Below are 14,926 nucleotides of genomic sequence, written 5' to 3' on the forward strand. Positions count from 1 at the left end.
GGGGTGCGCGGGGCGCCGACGTCAGCCGGAGATCTCCTTCAGGTACGCCAGATTGTCGCGCACCCGCTCCTCAAGCGGGACCTCGGTGGAGAAGTCCTCCACCGACACCCAGCCGGAGTAGCCGTGCTCGCGCAGTGCCGCGAACAGCTTGGGCAGGTTCGCGACGCCGTGCCGCATCGGCGCCCAGCCCCACTTCCAGTCCGTACGGTTGGCGCCCTCGACCGGCGTCGCCACCGGCGCGGCGTTCTTCACGTGCACGTGTGCCAGGTGCTCGCCGAGGATCTCCAGGCTCCACGGGTCGTACTCGTACCCCTCCTGGAGCATGTTGCCGATGTCGTGGATGACACCGACGTGGCGCGGGTCGAAGCCCTCCACGAAGCGGGCCGCCGACGAGGCGCTGGAGGTCAGCGACTGGTGGTGCAGCTCGATCAGCGCCTTCACGCCGTACTGCTCGGCGAGCTCGGCGACCCGGCGGTACTCCTTGCGGCGCTGGGCGAACGCAGCGTTGTACCCCTCGGGCCCCGGCTTGCCGACCGGGACGCGCATCTGGGTGACGCCGAGGGCCGCGGCCCCGCGCATCAGGCGCTCGACGTCCTCGATCTCGTCACATCGGGCGTACGCGCCGAGGGACGGGATGCCGAGGCCGGCCTTCTCGGTGATCTCCTTGATCCGCGGGACGTCCTCCTCGAACGTCGACAGCGGCCAGGTGCACCTGTTGCCCTGCCAGAAGCCGGACGCACCGGTCGGCGGCTGCTGGTCGACGATTCGCCACTCGATCCCGTCCCAGCCCTGCTCGGCGAGCTTGCCGGCCGCCTCCTCCGGGGTCCACTCGGGCAGGCTCGCGGTGAAGACGGCGAACTTGAACGAACCGGCTGCGCTCATCGGGTCAGCTCCTCGATCCGGATCGGCCCCTTCGTCCGCGCGGACTCGTAGATCCCGCGGATGAGGGCGAGCGTCTTGGTGCCCTCGGCGACGGTGACCAGCGGCGGGCGCTTGTCCTCCACCGCGTCGAGGAAGTCCCGGAACTGGACGGTGTGCGACGTCGCCGTCAGCCCGGCGACCGTCGGCTCGTCCTTCTTCTCCTCGACCGGCGCGTACCCGGCCGCGGCCAGCGCGGCCTCCGCCTGGTTGGCCGAGGAGCCGGCGCCGTAGGCGAAGTCCTCGTCGCTGTTGCCGGCGGAGTGGTAGTAGGTGAGCTTGTTGGCGTCGATGACCGCCGAGCCCTGGTCTCCGTGCACGTGGACCTTGGTGGTGAGGCCGGGGTAGGCCGCGGTCGTGCCGTGCACCACGCCGAGCGCGCCGCTGGCGAACCGCACCGTGGCGACAGCGGTGTCCTCCACCTCGATCCGCTCGTGCGCCAGGCAGTCGGCCCAGGCGTACACCTCGACAGGGTCGCCGAGGAACCACGTCATCAGGTCGATGGTGTGGATTCCCTGGTTCATCAGGGCGCCGCCGCCGTCCAGCTCCCACGTGCCGCGCCAGTCGCCGGAGTCGTAGTAGCCCTGGCTGCGCCACCACGACATGATCGCGTTGCCGGAGGTGATCCGGCCGAACTTCCCCTCGCTCACCGCCTGGTGGACCACCTGGCTGGCCGGGTCGTACCTGTGCTGGCTCACCACCATCGCGGTCCGGCCGGAACGCTTCTCCGCCTCCAGGACCCGGTTGGCGGCGTCCAGGGTGATGTCCAGCGGCTTCTCGATGATGACGTGCTTGCCGGCGTCGAGCGCCGCGACGGCACCGTCGGCGTGCAGTCCGCTGGGGGTGCAGATCGTCACCACGTCCACGTCGGAACGCCCCAGCACCTCCTCGACGGAGTTCGCCGCGTCGACGCCGTGCTTGGCGGCCAGCTCCTGCGCACGCTCGGGCACGACGTCGGCCACCACGGCCAACTCCGCCCGCGGCTGCAGGGACTGGATGGTCTGGGCGTGGGTGCGACCGATCACCCCGGCGCCGATCACTGCGAATCGCATCAGTACCCCTTCTGTCGAGCTTCCTGTCGCGCTCTGCTGGTGAGGTTGTGGCTCGTCGACGTCCGCCGCCGAGCTCCCCGACTTGTCGGGGGCGGTGCCGCCGGGACTAGTGGTACGCGATGCCCTCGGCGTCGAGCAGTCCGGTGAACGCCCGCGTCGCCTTGGCGAACAGATCGGGGCCGGAGAACCCACCGGACTCACCCATGTAGGCGAGGTGCGGCTCCATCGAGAAGTAGCTGTCGAAGCCGTCCGCCTTCAGCGCGCGGATCGTCTCCGGGATCTGCCCGTCGCCCTCGCCGGCGGGGACAACCCGGCCCTCGGCGGCGACCGCGTCCTTGATCTGAAGGTAGTCGATGTAGGGGCGCAGGTCGGCGAACCCGTCGGTGAACGGCGCCACGTCGCACAGGACGAAGTTGGCCGGGTCCCACACCAGGCGCAGCTTGGCCGAGCCCACCGACTCCACGATGTCCAGGCAGCGGGAGGGTACGTCGCCGTAGATCTTGCGTTCGTTCTCGTGGGCGAGGATGACGTCCTGGTCGCCCACCCGGTCCGCCAGGGCCGACATCCGCCGCAGCACCTCGTCGCGGTGCTTGGCCGGGTCCTCGCCGTCGGGCATCCAGAACGAGAAGATCCGGATGTACGGCGCCTGAAGTTGCTCGGCCACCCACAGCGCCCGGTCGAACCGTGCCAGGTGCTCGTCGAAGTCGTCGTGGATGCCGACCTTGCCGATCGGCGAACCCACCGCGGACACCCCGATGCCGTACTGCGAGAGCAGCCGCTTCAGCTCACCGATCTGGTCGTCGTCGAGGTCGAGGACGTTGGTGCCCCAGGCGCTGCGGAACTCGACATACCGGATGCCGAGCTCGTTGAGCGTCCGGAACTGGACGTGCGGGTCGGAGTCGATCTCGTCGGCGAATCCGGAGAGGGTCCACATCGTGGCGTCGTGCTCCTTGCGGGTGGTCGGGCGGTCGGGGCCGTGGCACACGACCGGTTGTGGCAACTATGGCAACCGGTTGCCAAACTTTGTCAAGAGGGGCGAGACTAGGCCGTCCGACAACGGCACCGTCACCGACCGGCGACGCAGCGGTGAACCGCGATGTGGAGGGAGCGACCTGGTGAGCGAGCGGACGCCGACCATCCACGACGTGGCCGCCCGCTGCGGTGTCAACGCCTCCACCGTGTCCAGGGCCTTCTCCCGGCCCGAGCGGGTCAGCCCGGCCACCCGGGACCGGATCCACGCGATCGCCGCGGAGATGGGATACCGGCCCAACGCCATCGCCCGCGCCCTGCCGTCCGGGCGCACCCGCACCCTCGGGCTGCTGGTCCCCGACATCACCAACCCGTTCTTCCTGGACCTCATCCGGGGTGCCGAGCGGGCCGCGGCGGCGGCCGGCTACACCCTGGTGCTGGCCGACACCGAGGAGACCAGCCAGCAGGAGACGACCGTGGTGGAGCGGCTCACCGGCGCCGTGGACGGGTTCGTGCTCGCCTCCTCCCGGGCGTCGGACCAGCGGCTGCGCGAGGTGCACGCGAAGACCCGGGTCGTCGTGGTCAACCGCCGGGTCCGTCCGCTGCCGGGCGTCCTGATCGACAGCGCTCTCGGCACCCGGCAGGCCGCCGAGCACCTGGCCTCGCTCGGGCACCGGCGGATCGCCTACCTCGCCGGGCCGCGCGCTTCCTGGTCCGACGCCCGCCGGTGGCGGACCCTGCAGGCCCTCGCCCGCCACCGTGACCTCGAGGTGGTCCGGATCGGGCCGCTCGCGCCGACCGTCGAGGCCGGAAAGGCCGCCGCCGACTCCGCGGTGCTGGACGACGTGACCGCCGTGGTGACGTTCAACGACCTGCTCGCCATCGGGGTGCTCCGCAGGCTGCGCGACCGGGGCATCGACGTACCCGGCCAGATCAGTGTGGTCGGCTGCGACGACATCTTCGGCGCCGACTTCTGCCATCCGTCGCTGACCACGCTGGCCGCGCCGATCGAGTCCGCCGGCCGGTCCGCGGTCGACCTCCTGCTCGGCCTGCTCGGGTACGACGGGCCGGACCGGCCACGCCCCGACGACACCGAGGACGTCGTACTCCCCACCAGTCTGACGATCCGGGAGAGCACCGGTCCCGCACCCGGCCGCGCACGTGGCCGGTCCCCGCGCCAGCGGGCGGCGACCGACCGGGGCACCGCGAAGGCGGTGGGCGCCTCCCGCTGAACCCCGCCGCGCTCCACCACTGCCCAGCGACCACTGACCGGCGATCCGGCTCGACGACCACACCCACCCACCACCGGAAGGTGTACGTGATGAAACTCAGCTTCAGCACGCTCGGTTGTCCGAAGTACACCCTGGACCAGGTTCTTTCCACCGCGACCGACAACGGCTACGACGGGGTCGAGCTCCGCTTCCTGCGCGGCGAGGTCGGTCTGCACGAGCTGGAGGAGTTCTCCGGGCCGGGGCTGTCCCGCACCCGGGCGAGGTTCGAGGAGGCCGGGGTGGAACTCGCCTGCCTGGACACCAGCGTCCGGTTCACCTCACCGGACAAGGACGAGCGCGCGCAGCAGTTGGAGGCAGCGCGCACCTACTCCCGGATCGCGGCCGAGCTCGGCTCGAGCTACATCCGGGTGTTCGGCGGAGCGGTTCCCGACGAGGGCCCGGAGCGGACGGAGACCACCAAGCGGATCGCCGAGGGGCTCGCCGAGGCGGCCGCCGCCACCCGCGCCGAGGGCGTCACCGCGGTGCTGGAGACCCACGACAGCTTCTGCACCTCCACCCAGGTGGGCGAACTCCTGTCGTACGCACCGAACGACGACCTCGGCATCCTGTGGGACGTCCTGCACTCCTACCGCCACGGCGAGCCGCTGGAGCAGACCTGGCGGGCGCTCGGTGACCGCATCCGGCACGTCCACCTCAAGGACTCCGGGTCCTACTCCCCCACCGACTTCGACTTCCGGCTCACCGGCGAGGGCACCATGCCGATCGCTGAGTTCGTCCGGCTGCTGGACCGGGAGGGCTACACCGGCTACCTCAGCTTCGAGTGGGAGAAGGCCTGGCACCCGGAGATCGAGGAGCCGGAGGTCGCGATCCCGCAGTACGCGGAGTACATGCGCAGGCTCGTCCCGGCCGCGAGCTGAGCACTCACCCACCACGAGCCCGAACGAACACCCGGGCGAACCAGAAGAAGGGACCGGATGACCGACATCGAACTCCACCCGGACCGGCTGTTCCCGACCGACCCGAGCGTGCGGTCGATCGCCCGCCGCCTGTACGACGAGGTGGCCGGGCTGCCGATCATCTCCCCGCACGGCCACGTCGACCCGGCGATCCTGGCCGAGGACCAGCCGTTCGGCGACCCGGCCAACCTGCTGGTCGTACCCGACCACTACGTCACCCGGCTGCTGCACGCGCACGGCGTGTCGTTCGACAGCCTCGGTGTCCCGCCGGGCGCACCGAGGGGCGACGCGTCGCCCCGGGAGATCTGGCGGACGTTCTGCTCGCACTGGTGGGCGTTCCGCGGCACTCCTTCGCGGTACTGGCTGGAGGCGGAGCTGGTGGACGTGTTCGGCGTGCACCTGCGGCCCTCCGCCGACACCGCAGACGAGCTGTTCGACCAGCTCAGCGAGCGGCTCGCGGCACCGGAGTTCCGCCCGCGCGCGCTGTACGAGCGGTTCGGGATCGAGGTCCTCGCCACCACCGACGACCCGACCGACGACCTCGCCGCGCACCGGAAGCTCGCCGACGACGCGGCGTGGAAGGGCCGGGTGGTCCCGACCTTCCGACCCGACCCCTACCTCGAGCCGGCGCGGCCGGACTGGCCCGCCCGGGTGGCGAGGCTGGGCGAGGTGACGGGCGAGGACACCACCGGCTACGCCGGTTACGTCGCCGCGCTCGAGCAGCGCCGCGCGTACTTCAAACGCAACGGCGCCACCGCCACCGACCACGGCCACGCCGACGCGGGCAGCGAGCCGCTGGAGCCGGCCGAGGCGAGCCGGATCTACGCCGCCGCGCTCACCGGCGCGGCCACACCGGAGGAGGCCACGGCGTTCCGCCGGCACATGTTCACCGAGATGGCCCGGATGGCATCCGAGGACGGCCTGGTGATGCAGGTGCACCCGGGCGTGCTCCGCGACCACCACACCGGGACCTTCGACCGGTACGGCCGCGACGTGGGTGGTGACATCCCGATGACCACGGAGTACACCCGCTCACTGCGGCCGCTGCTGGAGCGGTACGGCACCCACCCGAACTTCAGGATGGTGCTGTTCACCGTGGACGAGGACGTGTTCTCGCGCGAGATCGCGCCGCTGGCGGGCTTCTACCCGTCGGTGTTCGTCGGCGCGCCATGGTGGTTCATCGACACCCCGGACGCCATCAGAAGGTTCCGCGAGGCGGTCACCGACACGGTCGGCTTCCACAAGACGGCCGGCTTCGTCGACGACACCCGCGCCTACTGCTCGATCCCGGTGCGCCACGACATGGCCCGCCGGCTCGACTGTGGGTTCCTCGCCCGACTGGTCGCCGAGCACCGGCTGCCCGAGGACGAGGCGGCCGACACCGCCGCCGACCTCGCGTACCGGCTGCCCGCCTCGACCTTCCGCGTCGCATGAGGCGGCTCACGAGGGCCGAGGCCGGAGCCGGCGACGCGAGCCCCGTCCGGGTCGTGCACCTCGGGCTCGGCGCCTTCTTCCGGGCCCACCAGGCGTGGTACACCCACCGGGCGAACACCGCGGACCCGACCGGCGAACCGGCCGGCATCGTGGCGTTCACCGGCCGGCGGCCCGACGCCGCCCGGCCGCTCGCGGACCAGGACGGCCTCTACCACCTGCTGGTCCGCGACCGCGACGGCGACCGGACCGAGCTCGTCACCAGCCTGTCCGGGGCGTACGACGGAGCCGACGCGAAGCGGCGTGACGGCGCGCTCGCCGACCCGGCCGTCAGCACCGTCACCCTCACCATCACCGAGGCCGGCTACCTGCGGGCCGCGGACGGCGCGCCCGACCTGGCCGACCCGCGGCTCGCCGGTGACCTGGAGCGGCTGCGCGCCGGTGACTCGGCCGTGTCCACCGCGCCGGGGCGGTTGCTGGCCGGGCTGGCCGCGCGCCGGGCCGCCGACGCCGGCCCGCTCGCCGTCGTACCCTGCGACAACCTGGTGGACAACGGCGCCACGGTGGCCCGGGTGCTGACCGGGGTCGCGGAGGCGGTCGACGACGGCCTCGCCGCGTGGGTACGCGCGAACGTGTCGTTCGTCTCCACCACCGTCGACCGGATCACGCCCGCGACCACGCCGGGAGACCGCGAGGTCATCGCCTCCCTGAGCGGCTTCGCCGACCAGGCGCCGGTGGTCACCGAACCGTTCACCGAGTGGGTGCTGGCCGGGGACTTCCCGGCCGGCCGGCCCGCCTGGGAGCACGCAGGCGCGCGGTTCGTCGACGACGTGCGGCCGTTCGAGCAGCGCAAGCTGTGGTTGCTCAACGGCGCGCACTCCCTACTGGCGTACGCGGGCCCGACCCGAGGCCACGAGACCGTGGCGGAGGCGATCGCCGACCCCGTGTGCCGGGGCTGGGTCGACGCCTGGTGGGACGCGGCGGCCAGGCACCTGGCGCTGGACGCGGCGGACATCGCGAAGTACCGCGACGACCTCGTGGAGCGGTTCGCCAACCCGCGCATCCGGCACGCGCTGGCACAGATCGCGATGGACGGCTCGCAGAAGCTGCCGATCCGGGTGCTGCCGGTGCTGACCCGCGAACGCGCGGACGGCGTGCTCCCCGAGGGTGGAGTGGTCGCCCTGGCCGGCTGGCTGGCCCACCTGCGTGACGGGACGCGCGTACGCGACCCGCGCGGGGAGGAACTCCTCGGCCTGGCCGACGGACCGGTGGACGACGTCGTACCCAGGGTGCTCGCCGTCCTCGACCCGGCCCTGGCCGACGACGCCGAACTGCTGGCCGGAGTACGCGAGAAGCTCACCGAACTGGCGAGGTGAGCCGGGCCGGGAAACCGGCCGACATCGTGGAGAGGGGCCGTCCGCTCGGACGGCCCCTCTTTTCGGCAGGTGACGTCAGACCGGTCGGGCTGGGCTGGTTGGGGACGTTCCGTCCTGGGTAGGGCAGTACGGCAGGCGTATGGCCTGCAACAGTGCCGTCGGTGTCGCCCTGGTACCCGGGTGACTCCGCGTCCGACGTCGATCCAGGAGCCCGGCACATGACGCCCCTGCCGCCCCTCGTCCGCGAAACCGCCGCGACCGCTGAGCCCCACGCGACCGCCGACCCCGACGCGACCGCCGCCGCGGAGTCCGCGCGCGCGGAGCCCCGGCACGAGCCGGGCATGGGCCCGGCCGCGCTCGCGATCCGCGTTCCTCCCGCGCAGGTGGACCCCGGTCGGCACCGCAGGCCGCACTCGGCCGTACGCCCGCCCGCTGCGGCACTCGTCTCCGGCCTGCTCTACCTGGTGACCGCCGGGCGGCTGGCGAGGTTCCGCGCCCGCGGCGCGCGGGTGCTGGCCGCGGCCGACGGCGGCAGCGCCGCGAGCTGAGCGGTTCGCGGCGGCCCGGCCTGCGTACCAACCAGAACGTCGTCGCCCTAGAACGTCGTCGTCAGTTCCAGCGCCCGGCCGGTCCGGGCGGACTCGGCGACCTTCAGCATGATCTCCAGCGCATGCCGGCCGTGTTCGGCACTGAGCGTGGGCCGCTCACCCGTCCGTACGCAGTCGGCGAGGTGCTCGACGACCACCGCCCGGTGCAGCAGGTCGTGCCGCGCCTGGCTCTGCCGCAGGTGACCCCAACCGGCCGGCTGGACCCAGCCGTCCATGCCGGGCAGCGCGTCCACACGGTAGACCTCGAGCGGCGATTCGCCGCCGCGGCCGTCCTTGATGTTCAGGGTGCCTCTGCGGCCGAAGATCTCGATCTTCGGGCTCCTGGCCGCGTGGACGTTGAACGTGCCGTCCACGACCGCGAACGTCGCGCCGCCGAAATCCAGCATGAACAGCGTGTTGTCGTCGGTGGTGACGTCCATGACCGTCCCGCCGAACGGCCCGGTGCCGCGTACCGTCCGGGTGGGCTCGGTGATGCCGGAGAACGCCACCACCCGCTTCGCGGGACCGAGCAGCGCGGTGATCTCGTGGATGCCGTACACCCCCATGTCCAGCAGCGGGCCCGAACCCCGCTGGTAGAACCAGCTGGGGTCGGTGGGCCAGCCGTACGGCCCGCCACCTGGTCCGGCGTGCGAGCTGCGCACCCGGGCGAACGCGACCCTTCCGATCGCGTCCAGGTCGAGCAGCCGCCGCGCCTCCTGGTAGGTGGGGAACAACGCGTCCGGGGGCGCGCACACCACGGTCAGGTTCCCGGCAGCGGCGAGCTCGATGATCTCGTCCGCCTCGTCCATCGTGTTGGCCAGCGGCTTCTCGGTGGCGAGGTGCTTGCCTGCGCGCAGGATCGCAAGCGACGTCCGGCCGTGGAACCCGATCGGCGTCAGGTTCACCACCGCGTCCAGGTCGGCGCCTTCCAGCATGGCTTCCAGGCTCGGGTAGGCGGCGGGGACACAGAACTCCTTCGCCACCGCCTCGGCGCGTTCGAACACCACGTCGGCGACCGCCGCCACGGTCACCTTCTCGGCAATCCACTGCATGTTCGGGAGTACGCCCACTCCGGTGGTTGCGATCATCCCGGTGCCCAGGATCCCCACCCGCAGCGGCTCCTGGCCGCCTTCGGTCCTCGTGCCCAACGTCGTCATACCGACCTCCGCGGTCCGCGCGATCTTTCGCCGACGTCGCTGAGCATGATCCGGCCTTCGGAGAGCGTGGGGCCCGCGTGCCGGAGACGGCCATCACCGTCCGGGATCGGCGCGCGGCGCCGCTCCGGATCAGGCCGGTACCCGAGCCGGTTCCGGTGTACGGAGTAGCGTCGGGGTCGGTCGGGTTGATCGGGTCGGTCGGGATCAGACGGTGGGGCCGGACGGGATCGAACCGCCGACACTCGCGGTGTAAACGCGATGCTCTACCACTGAGCTACGGCCCCCGGGTCGAGGCGACAGATTACCCGGTCCGGCGATCAACCCCGCACCAGGGCACACCGCGAGGTCGGGCGACCGGGACGGACGACTAAAGCCGCTCCAGGGCCGCAAGGTAGTCGTCGACCGCACGCGCGTCCGGGATGGCGTTGACGACCTGCCAGCGGATCGTTCCGGCGCGGTCGATCACGAAGGTGCCGCGCAGGGCGCAGCCCCGGTCGGCGTCGAAGACTCCGTAGGCGCGGGCCACCGCACCATGCGGCCAGAAGTCCGACAGCAGCGGGAACGTCAGCGACTCCCGCTCGGCGAACACCCGGAGCGAGAACATCGAGTCGCAGGAGATCGCGAGCACCCGGGCGTCCAGTGCCGCGAACCGCGGCTGAGCCTTCTGGAGCACCTTCAGCTCGCCGGTGCACACCCCGGTGAAGGCGAACGGGTAGAAGACCACGACCGTGTGCCCGGCTGCAACCCTGCCGGGCTCGGCGGTGCCGGTGCCGGTGCCGGTGCCCTCCGCGTCCTCCGCCCCGTCCGAAACGGTCGTACGGAGGCGTACCTCCGCACCGTGCTGGTCGTTCAGGGCGAAGTCCGGCGCCTGCACTCCCACCAGCGACGGCTGCGGGTCCTGCGTCGTGGCCGCGTCCACGGCACGTCCCTCCCTCTCCCCTGGCCCCCGTCCACGGCCCGGCGCCCCACAAATCCTCGGGCCGCGCCCGCCGGCCTCCCCACAGCCGGCGAACGCCGCCACACGAACCAGCGCTGCGGGCCCCGGCGCTGCCGGACCCCAGGCACAGCCGGATGTTCAGCGCTGCCGGGTCTTCGGCGTGGCCAGCCGGGTGCCGAGCCAGTCCGGTGCCACGGACTTGCTGGTTGTCGTGGAAAGACCCGCGGTGGGCGCCGACTCCGCGATGTCGCTGGCCTCGACGTAGCCGTCCCGGCCGACCTTCGGTGTCAACAGCCAGATGACACCGCCGTCGGTGAGGTCCGGTTTGGTGTCGACCAGCGCGTCCACCAGGTCGCCGTCGTCCTCCCGCCACCACAAGATGACGGCGTCGACCACCTCGTCGTAGTCCTCGTCCACGAGGTCGTTCCCGGTGTGCTCTTCGATCGCCCGGCGCAGGTCCTCGTCACAGTCCTCGTCCCAACCGAGCTCCTGCACCACCATGCCGGGCTGCAGGCCCAGCCGCTCTGCTGGCCCAGACTGGCCTTCGGCCTCGCCTGCGGTCGCGCTCACGAGTCCCGCCCTCCATTTCTCGAAAGTTAGTTGTTGGCCGGTAGTCCAGCGTCCCGGCGCGTCGTACGCAAGTGCCCACGGAGTGTCGTACCGCGCGTCCACCCGTCGCGACGTGTCGCTCATACGGACAGTCTCAGGCAGTCTCAGCCCTGGAGCAGTGACAACCGGACCTTTCGCCGCGGATTGTCGCGGTTGGTGTCGACCAGGCACACCCGCTGCCAGGTTCCGAGCGCCAACCGACCGGCCACGACAGGAAGCGTTGCATACGGCGGAACGAACGCGGGCACCACGTGGTCGCGACCGTGCCCGGGCGAGCCGTGCCGATGCCGCCAGCCGAAGTCGCCGGGCAGTACGGCGCCGAGCACGGCGAGCAGGTCGTCGTCGCTTCCGGACCCGGTCTCGATCACGGCCACGCCGGCGGTCGCGTGCGGGACGAACACGTGCAGCAGCCCGTCGCCATCCTGGGCGGCCGCCGCGACGAACCGCTCGCACTCGTCGGTGAGGTCGTACACCACCTCGTCGGAGCCGGTGCGGACATCCACCACTTCACTGCGCATATCGGCCTTTCGGTGAGAAACGGGTGAGAACGGGCTCGAGAACGTGACGATCAGGTGGGAGTTCTGGCGAGCGCCCCACGGCCAGGAGGATTTCCGGCATGGTGCCCGAGTCCGGAAACGCACCAGACACTGGTACCCGGCCGCGAATGGGACGACGTAGGGTTGGCTCCCGGTTTCACCCTGACGCCGCGGTGCGGGCTCCGGGTCGAGGCCACGGGCCGCCACCATGGCCCGGTGTCGGCGTTCGGCCCCCGGAAAGGCACCACCGGGACCGGGGACGACTCCTGCTCTCCCGCGAGAGACTATGAGAGTCAGGACGACAATGCACTACCTGGTGGGAGCACCCCCACACCCCCGAGAAAGGGATCGCCGTGGCTTCCGGAGCAGAGCGTAGGCCCATCATCACAGATGGACTTCCCACCCAGCTCCCCGACATCGATCCGGACGAGACCCGTGAGTGGATCGAGTCGCTCGACGCGGTGCTCGACGAGCGCGGACAGGAGCGTGCGCGCTACCTGATGCTGCGCCTGCTGGAACGCGCGCGCGAGCGGCAGGTGGGCGTCCCCGCGTTGCGGAGCACCGACTACATCAACAGCATCCCGCCCGACCGCGAGCCGTGGTTCCCCGGCGACGAGCACGTGGAACGCCGCATCCGGGCCTACATCCGCTGGAACGCCGCGATCATGGTGTCGCGCGCCAACCGCAAGGGCCTGGAGGTCGGCGGGCACATCGCCACCTACCAGTCGGCGGCCAGCCTGTACGAGGTGGGCTTCAACCACTTCTTCCGCGGCAAGGACCACCCCGGCGGCGGCGACCAGATCTTCTTCCAGGGCCACGCGTCGCCGGGCATCTACGCCCGCGCGTTCCTGGAGGGCAGGCTGAGCGAGGACCAGCTGAACGCCTTCCGCCAGGAGGTGTCGCAGGGCACCGGCAACGGCCTGTCGAGCTACCCGCACCCGCGGCTGATGCCGAACTTCTGGGAGTTCCCCACCGTCTCGATGGGGCTCACCGCGGTCAACGCGATCTACCAGGCGAGGTTCAACCGCTACCTCCGCAACCGCGGCATCAGGGACACCAGCCAGCAGCACGTGTGGGCGTTCCTCGGTGACGGCGAGATGAGCGAGCCGGAGTCCCTCGGCGCCATCGGCGTGGCGTCTCGGGAGGAGCTGGACAACCTCACGTTCGTCATCAACTGCAACCTCCAGCAGCTCGACGGACCGGTACGCGGCAACGGCAAGGTGATCCAGGAGCTGGAGTCCTACTTCCGGGGCGCCGGCTGGAACGTCGTCAAGGTGATCTGGGGCCGCGACTGGGACCCGCTGCTGGCCCAGGACGTCGACGGCGTGCTGGTCAACAAGATGAACACCACCCCGGACGGGCAGTTCCAGACGTTCTCGGTGGAGACCGGGGAGTACATCCGCGAGAACTTCTTCGGCGGTGACCCCAGGCTGCGCAAGATGGTCGACGGGCTGTCCGACGACGAGCTGCGCAAGCTGTCCCGGGGCGGCCACGACTACCGCAAGGTCTACGCCGCGTTCAAGGCGGCGACCGAGCACGTCGGCCAGCCGACGGTCATCCTGGCGCACACCATCAAGGGCTGGACGATCGAGGCGCTGGAGGGCCGCAACGCGACCCACCAGATGAAGAAGCTCACCAAGGACGACGTCAAGAAGTTCCGGGACCGGCTGTATCTCCCGATCTCGGACAAGGAGATCGACGAGAACGACCTTCCGCCGTACTACCACCCGGGCAAGGACTCCGACGAGATCGCCTACATGCTCGAACGCCGCCGCCAGCTCGGCGGGCCGGCTCCGGAGCGCCGCGTGAGCCCGACGCCGCTGAAGCTGCCCGGCGACGCCGTGTACAGCGAGCTGCGCAAGGGATCGGGCAAGCAGCGGGTGGCCACCACGATGGCGTTCGTACGGCTGCTCAAGGACCTCATGCGCGACAAGGGCATCGGCGCGCGGTTCGTGCCGATCGCGCCGGACGAGTTCCGCACCTTCGGCATGGACTCGATGTTCCCGACGGCGAAGATCTACGACCCGTTCGGGCAGACGTACGAAGGCGTCGACCGCAAGCTGTTGTTGTCGTACAAGCAGTCGGAGAAGGGCCAGCTGCTCCACGAGGGCATCAGCGAGGCCGGCGCGATGGGCTCGGTGACGGCGGCGGGCACGGCCTACGCCACCCACGGCGAGCCGATGATCCCGGTCTACATCTTCTACTCGATGTTCGGGTTCCAGCGCACCGGTGACTTCATGTGGGCGCTCGGCGACCAGCTCGCCCGCGGCTTCCTCATCGGTGCGACGGCCGGGCGGACCACGCTCACCGGTGAGGGACTGCAGCACGCCGACGGGCACTCGCACCTGCTTGCCTCGACCAACCCCGCGTGTGTGGCCTACGACCCGGCGTTCGCGTTCGAGCTGTCCTACATCGTCAAGGACGCCTTGCGGCGGATGTACGGCTCCAGCGAGGAGCACCCGAACGGCGAGGACGTCTTCTACTACCTCACCGTCTACAACGAGCCACTGGTGCAGCCGGCCGAGCCGGAGAACCCCGACGTCGAGGGCATCCTGCGCGGCGTCTACCGCTACGCCGAGCACACCGGCGAGGTCGACGACCGCACGCCGCGGGCGCAGATCCTCGCCTCCGGCGTGGGCATGCCGTGGGCGCTGGACGCGCAGCGGATGCTGTCGCAGGACTGGGGCGTGGCCGCCGACGTGTGGTCGGTGACGTCGTGGAACGAGCTTCGCCGAGACGCGGTGGAAGCGGAGAAGTGGAACCTCCGCAACCCCGACAGCGAGGCGCGGGTGCCGTACGTCTCGCAGAAGCTCGCGGGTGCGGCCGGTCCGTTCGTGGCGGTCAGCGACTGGATGCGGGCGGTGCCCGACCAGATCTCGCGCTGGGTGCCCGGCGACTACTCCTCGCTCGGCACCGACGGCTACGGCTTCGCCGACACCCGGCCGGCGGCGCGGAGGTTCTTCAACGTCGACGCCGCCTCGGTGGTCGTCGGGGTGCTGGCCGCGCTGGCCCGCCGCGGTGAGGTCAAGCAGTCGACCGTACGCGAGGCGGCCGACCGCTACGCCATCACCGACCCGACGGCGGTCGCGGACGTGGCCCAGGAAGGCGGCGACGCGTAGAGGCTCCTACGACCGTTTCGCGAAACGATGAAGGTCCCCGGCACGTG

The 14,926-nt window shown here is 71.1% G+C and carries 13 protein-coding genes and 1 tRNA gene; 6 read left to right on the forward strand and 8 right to left on the reverse strand.

Annotation, left to right across the window (positions count from 1 at the left end):
- Positions 1-21: 21 nt before the first annotated feature.
- From BLU27_RS21490 to BLU27_RS21500, 3 genes are all read right to left on the reverse strand, one after another.
- A complete protein-coding gene (locus BLU27_RS21490; RefSeq protein WP_092655483.1) occupies positions 22-882 on the reverse strand; it encodes a sugar phosphate isomerase/epimerase family protein in 861 nt (286 codons plus the stop codon).
- Positions 879-1,970, reverse strand: coding sequence for a Gfo/Idh/MocA family protein (locus tag BLU27_RS21495; RefSeq protein ID WP_092655486.1), 1,092 nt, complete (start codon positions 1,968-1,970; stop codon positions 879-881). The genes BLU27_RS21490 and BLU27_RS21495 overlap by 4 nt, the downstream gene beginning before the upstream one ends.
- A gap of 106 nt (positions 1,971-2,076) precedes the next feature.
- On the reverse strand, positions 2,077-2,904 hold the full coding sequence (locus tag BLU27_RS21500) for a sugar phosphate isomerase/epimerase family protein (RefSeq protein WP_092655488.1): 828 nt from the start codon (positions 2,902-2,904) through the stop codon (positions 2,077-2,079).
- A 181-nt stretch (positions 2,905-3,085) separates the two neighbouring features.
- Here BLU27_RS21500 and BLU27_RS21505 point away from each other — a divergent pair, with 181 nt between their 5' ends.
- From BLU27_RS21505 to BLU27_RS21525, 5 genes are all read left to right on the forward strand, one after another.
- Entirely contained in the window at positions 3,086-4,171 is a 1,086-nt protein-coding gene (locus tag BLU27_RS21505; protein WP_241827556.1) for a LacI family DNA-binding transcriptional regulator, read from the forward strand.
- An 89-nt stretch (positions 4,172-4,260) separates the two neighbouring features.
- Complete coding sequence (locus BLU27_RS21510) at positions 4,261-5,088, forward strand: sugar phosphate isomerase/epimerase family protein (RefSeq protein ID WP_092655490.1); 828 nt, start codon at positions 4,261-4,263, stop codon at positions 5,086-5,088.
- A 57-nt stretch (positions 5,089-5,145) separates the two neighbouring features.
- Complete coding sequence (uxaC, locus tag BLU27_RS21515) at positions 5,146-6,561, forward strand: glucuronate isomerase (protein WP_092655492.1); 1,416 nt, start codon at positions 5,146-5,148, stop codon at positions 6,559-6,561.
- A complete protein-coding gene (locus BLU27_RS21520; protein WP_092655494.1) occupies positions 6,558-7,934 on the forward strand; it encodes a mannitol dehydrogenase family protein in 1,377 nt (458 codons plus the stop codon). Before uxaC ends, BLU27_RS21520 begins: the two co-directional genes overlap by 4 nt.
- Positions 7,935-8,152: 218 nt before the next feature.
- A complete protein-coding gene (locus tag BLU27_RS21525) occupies positions 8,153-8,482 on the forward strand; it encodes a hypothetical protein (RefSeq protein WP_092655496.1) in 330 nt (109 codons plus the stop codon).
- 47 nt (positions 8,483-8,529) lie between these two features.
- On the opposite strand, the gene BLU27_RS21530 is transcribed toward BLU27_RS21525, so the two are convergent.
- From BLU27_RS21530 to BLU27_RS21550, 5 genes are all read right to left on the reverse strand, one after another.
- Positions 8,530-9,678 carry a Gfo/Idh/MocA family protein gene (locus BLU27_RS21530; protein WP_092655498.1) on the reverse strand — a complete coding sequence of 383 codons (1,149 nt, stop codon included), beginning with the start codon at positions 9,676-9,678 and terminating at the stop codon, positions 8,530-8,532.
- A 212-nt stretch (positions 9,679-9,890) separates the two neighbouring features.
- A tRNA-Val gene (locus tag BLU27_RS21535) sits at positions 9,891-9,962 on the reverse strand.
- An 83-nt stretch (positions 9,963-10,045) separates the two neighbouring features.
- The gene (locus BLU27_RS21540) at positions 10,046-10,597 is read right to left on the reverse strand and encodes a peroxiredoxin (protein WP_241827557.1); all 552 of its coding nucleotides are present in this window, start codon (positions 10,595-10,597) and stop codon (positions 10,046-10,048) included.
- 156 nt (positions 10,598-10,753) lie between these two features.
- A complete protein-coding gene (locus BLU27_RS21545) occupies positions 10,754-11,185 on the reverse strand; it encodes a DUF3052 domain-containing protein (protein ID WP_092655500.1) in 432 nt (143 codons plus the stop codon).
- A 143-nt stretch (positions 11,186-11,328) separates the two neighbouring features.
- On the reverse strand, positions 11,329-11,742 hold the full coding sequence (locus BLU27_RS21550; RefSeq protein WP_092655502.1) for a YjbQ family protein: 414 nt from the start codon (positions 11,740-11,742) through the stop codon (positions 11,329-11,331).
- 371 nt (positions 11,743-12,113) lie between these two features.
- Between BLU27_RS21550 and aceE the strand changes: the two genes are divergently transcribed.
- Positions 12,114-14,879, forward strand: coding sequence for a pyruvate dehydrogenase (acetyl-transferring), homodimeric type (gene aceE, locus BLU27_RS21555; protein WP_092655504.1), 2,766 nt, complete (start codon positions 12,114-12,116; stop codon positions 14,877-14,879).
- The last annotated feature ends 47 nt before the right edge of the window (positions 14,880-14,926 follow it).

The sequence above is a fragment of the Actinopolymorpha singaporensis genome, from assembly GCF_900104745.1.
Classification (GTDB): domain Bacteria; phylum Actinomycetota; class Actinomycetes; order Propionibacteriales; family Actinopolymorphaceae; genus Actinopolymorpha; species Actinopolymorpha singaporensis.

Excerpts from the sequence above, each read along its gene's own strand:
- BLU27_RS21510 (WP_092655490.1), top strand. The coding sequence starts at position 4,261 with ATGAAACTCAGCTTCAGCACGCTCGGTTGTCCGAAGTACACCCTGGAC.
- BLU27_RS21525 (WP_092655496.1), top strand. The coding sequence starts at position 8,153 with ATGACGCCCCTGCCGCCCCTCGTCCGCGAAACCGCCGCGACCGCTGAG.
- uxaC (WP_092655492.1), top strand. The coding sequence starts at position 5,146 with ATGACCGACATCGAACTCCACCCGGACCGGCTGTTCCCGACCGACCCG.
- BLU27_RS21550 (WP_092655502.1), bottom strand. The coding sequence starts at position 11,742 with ATGCGCAGTGAAGTGGTGGATGTCCGCACCGGCTCCGACGAGGTGGTG.
- BLU27_RS21490 (WP_092655483.1), bottom strand. The coding sequence starts at position 882 with ATGAGCGCAGCCGGTTCGTTCAAGTTCGCCGTCTTCACCGCGAGCCTG.
- BLU27_RS21495 (WP_092655486.1), bottom strand. The coding sequence starts at position 1,970 with ATGCGATTCGCAGTGATCGGCGCCGGGGTGATCGGTCGCACCCACGCC.
- BLU27_RS21520 (WP_092655494.1), top strand. The coding sequence starts at position 6,558 with ATGAGGCGGCTCACGAGGGCCGAGGCCGGAGCCGGCGACGCGAGCCCC.
- BLU27_RS21500 (WP_092655488.1), bottom strand. The coding sequence starts at position 2,904 with ATGTGGACCCTCTCCGGATTCGCCGACGAGATCGACTCCGACCCGCAC.
- BLU27_RS21530 (WP_092655498.1), bottom strand. The coding sequence starts at position 9,678 with ATGACGACGTTGGGCACGAGGACCGAAGGCGGCCAGGAGCCGCTGCGG.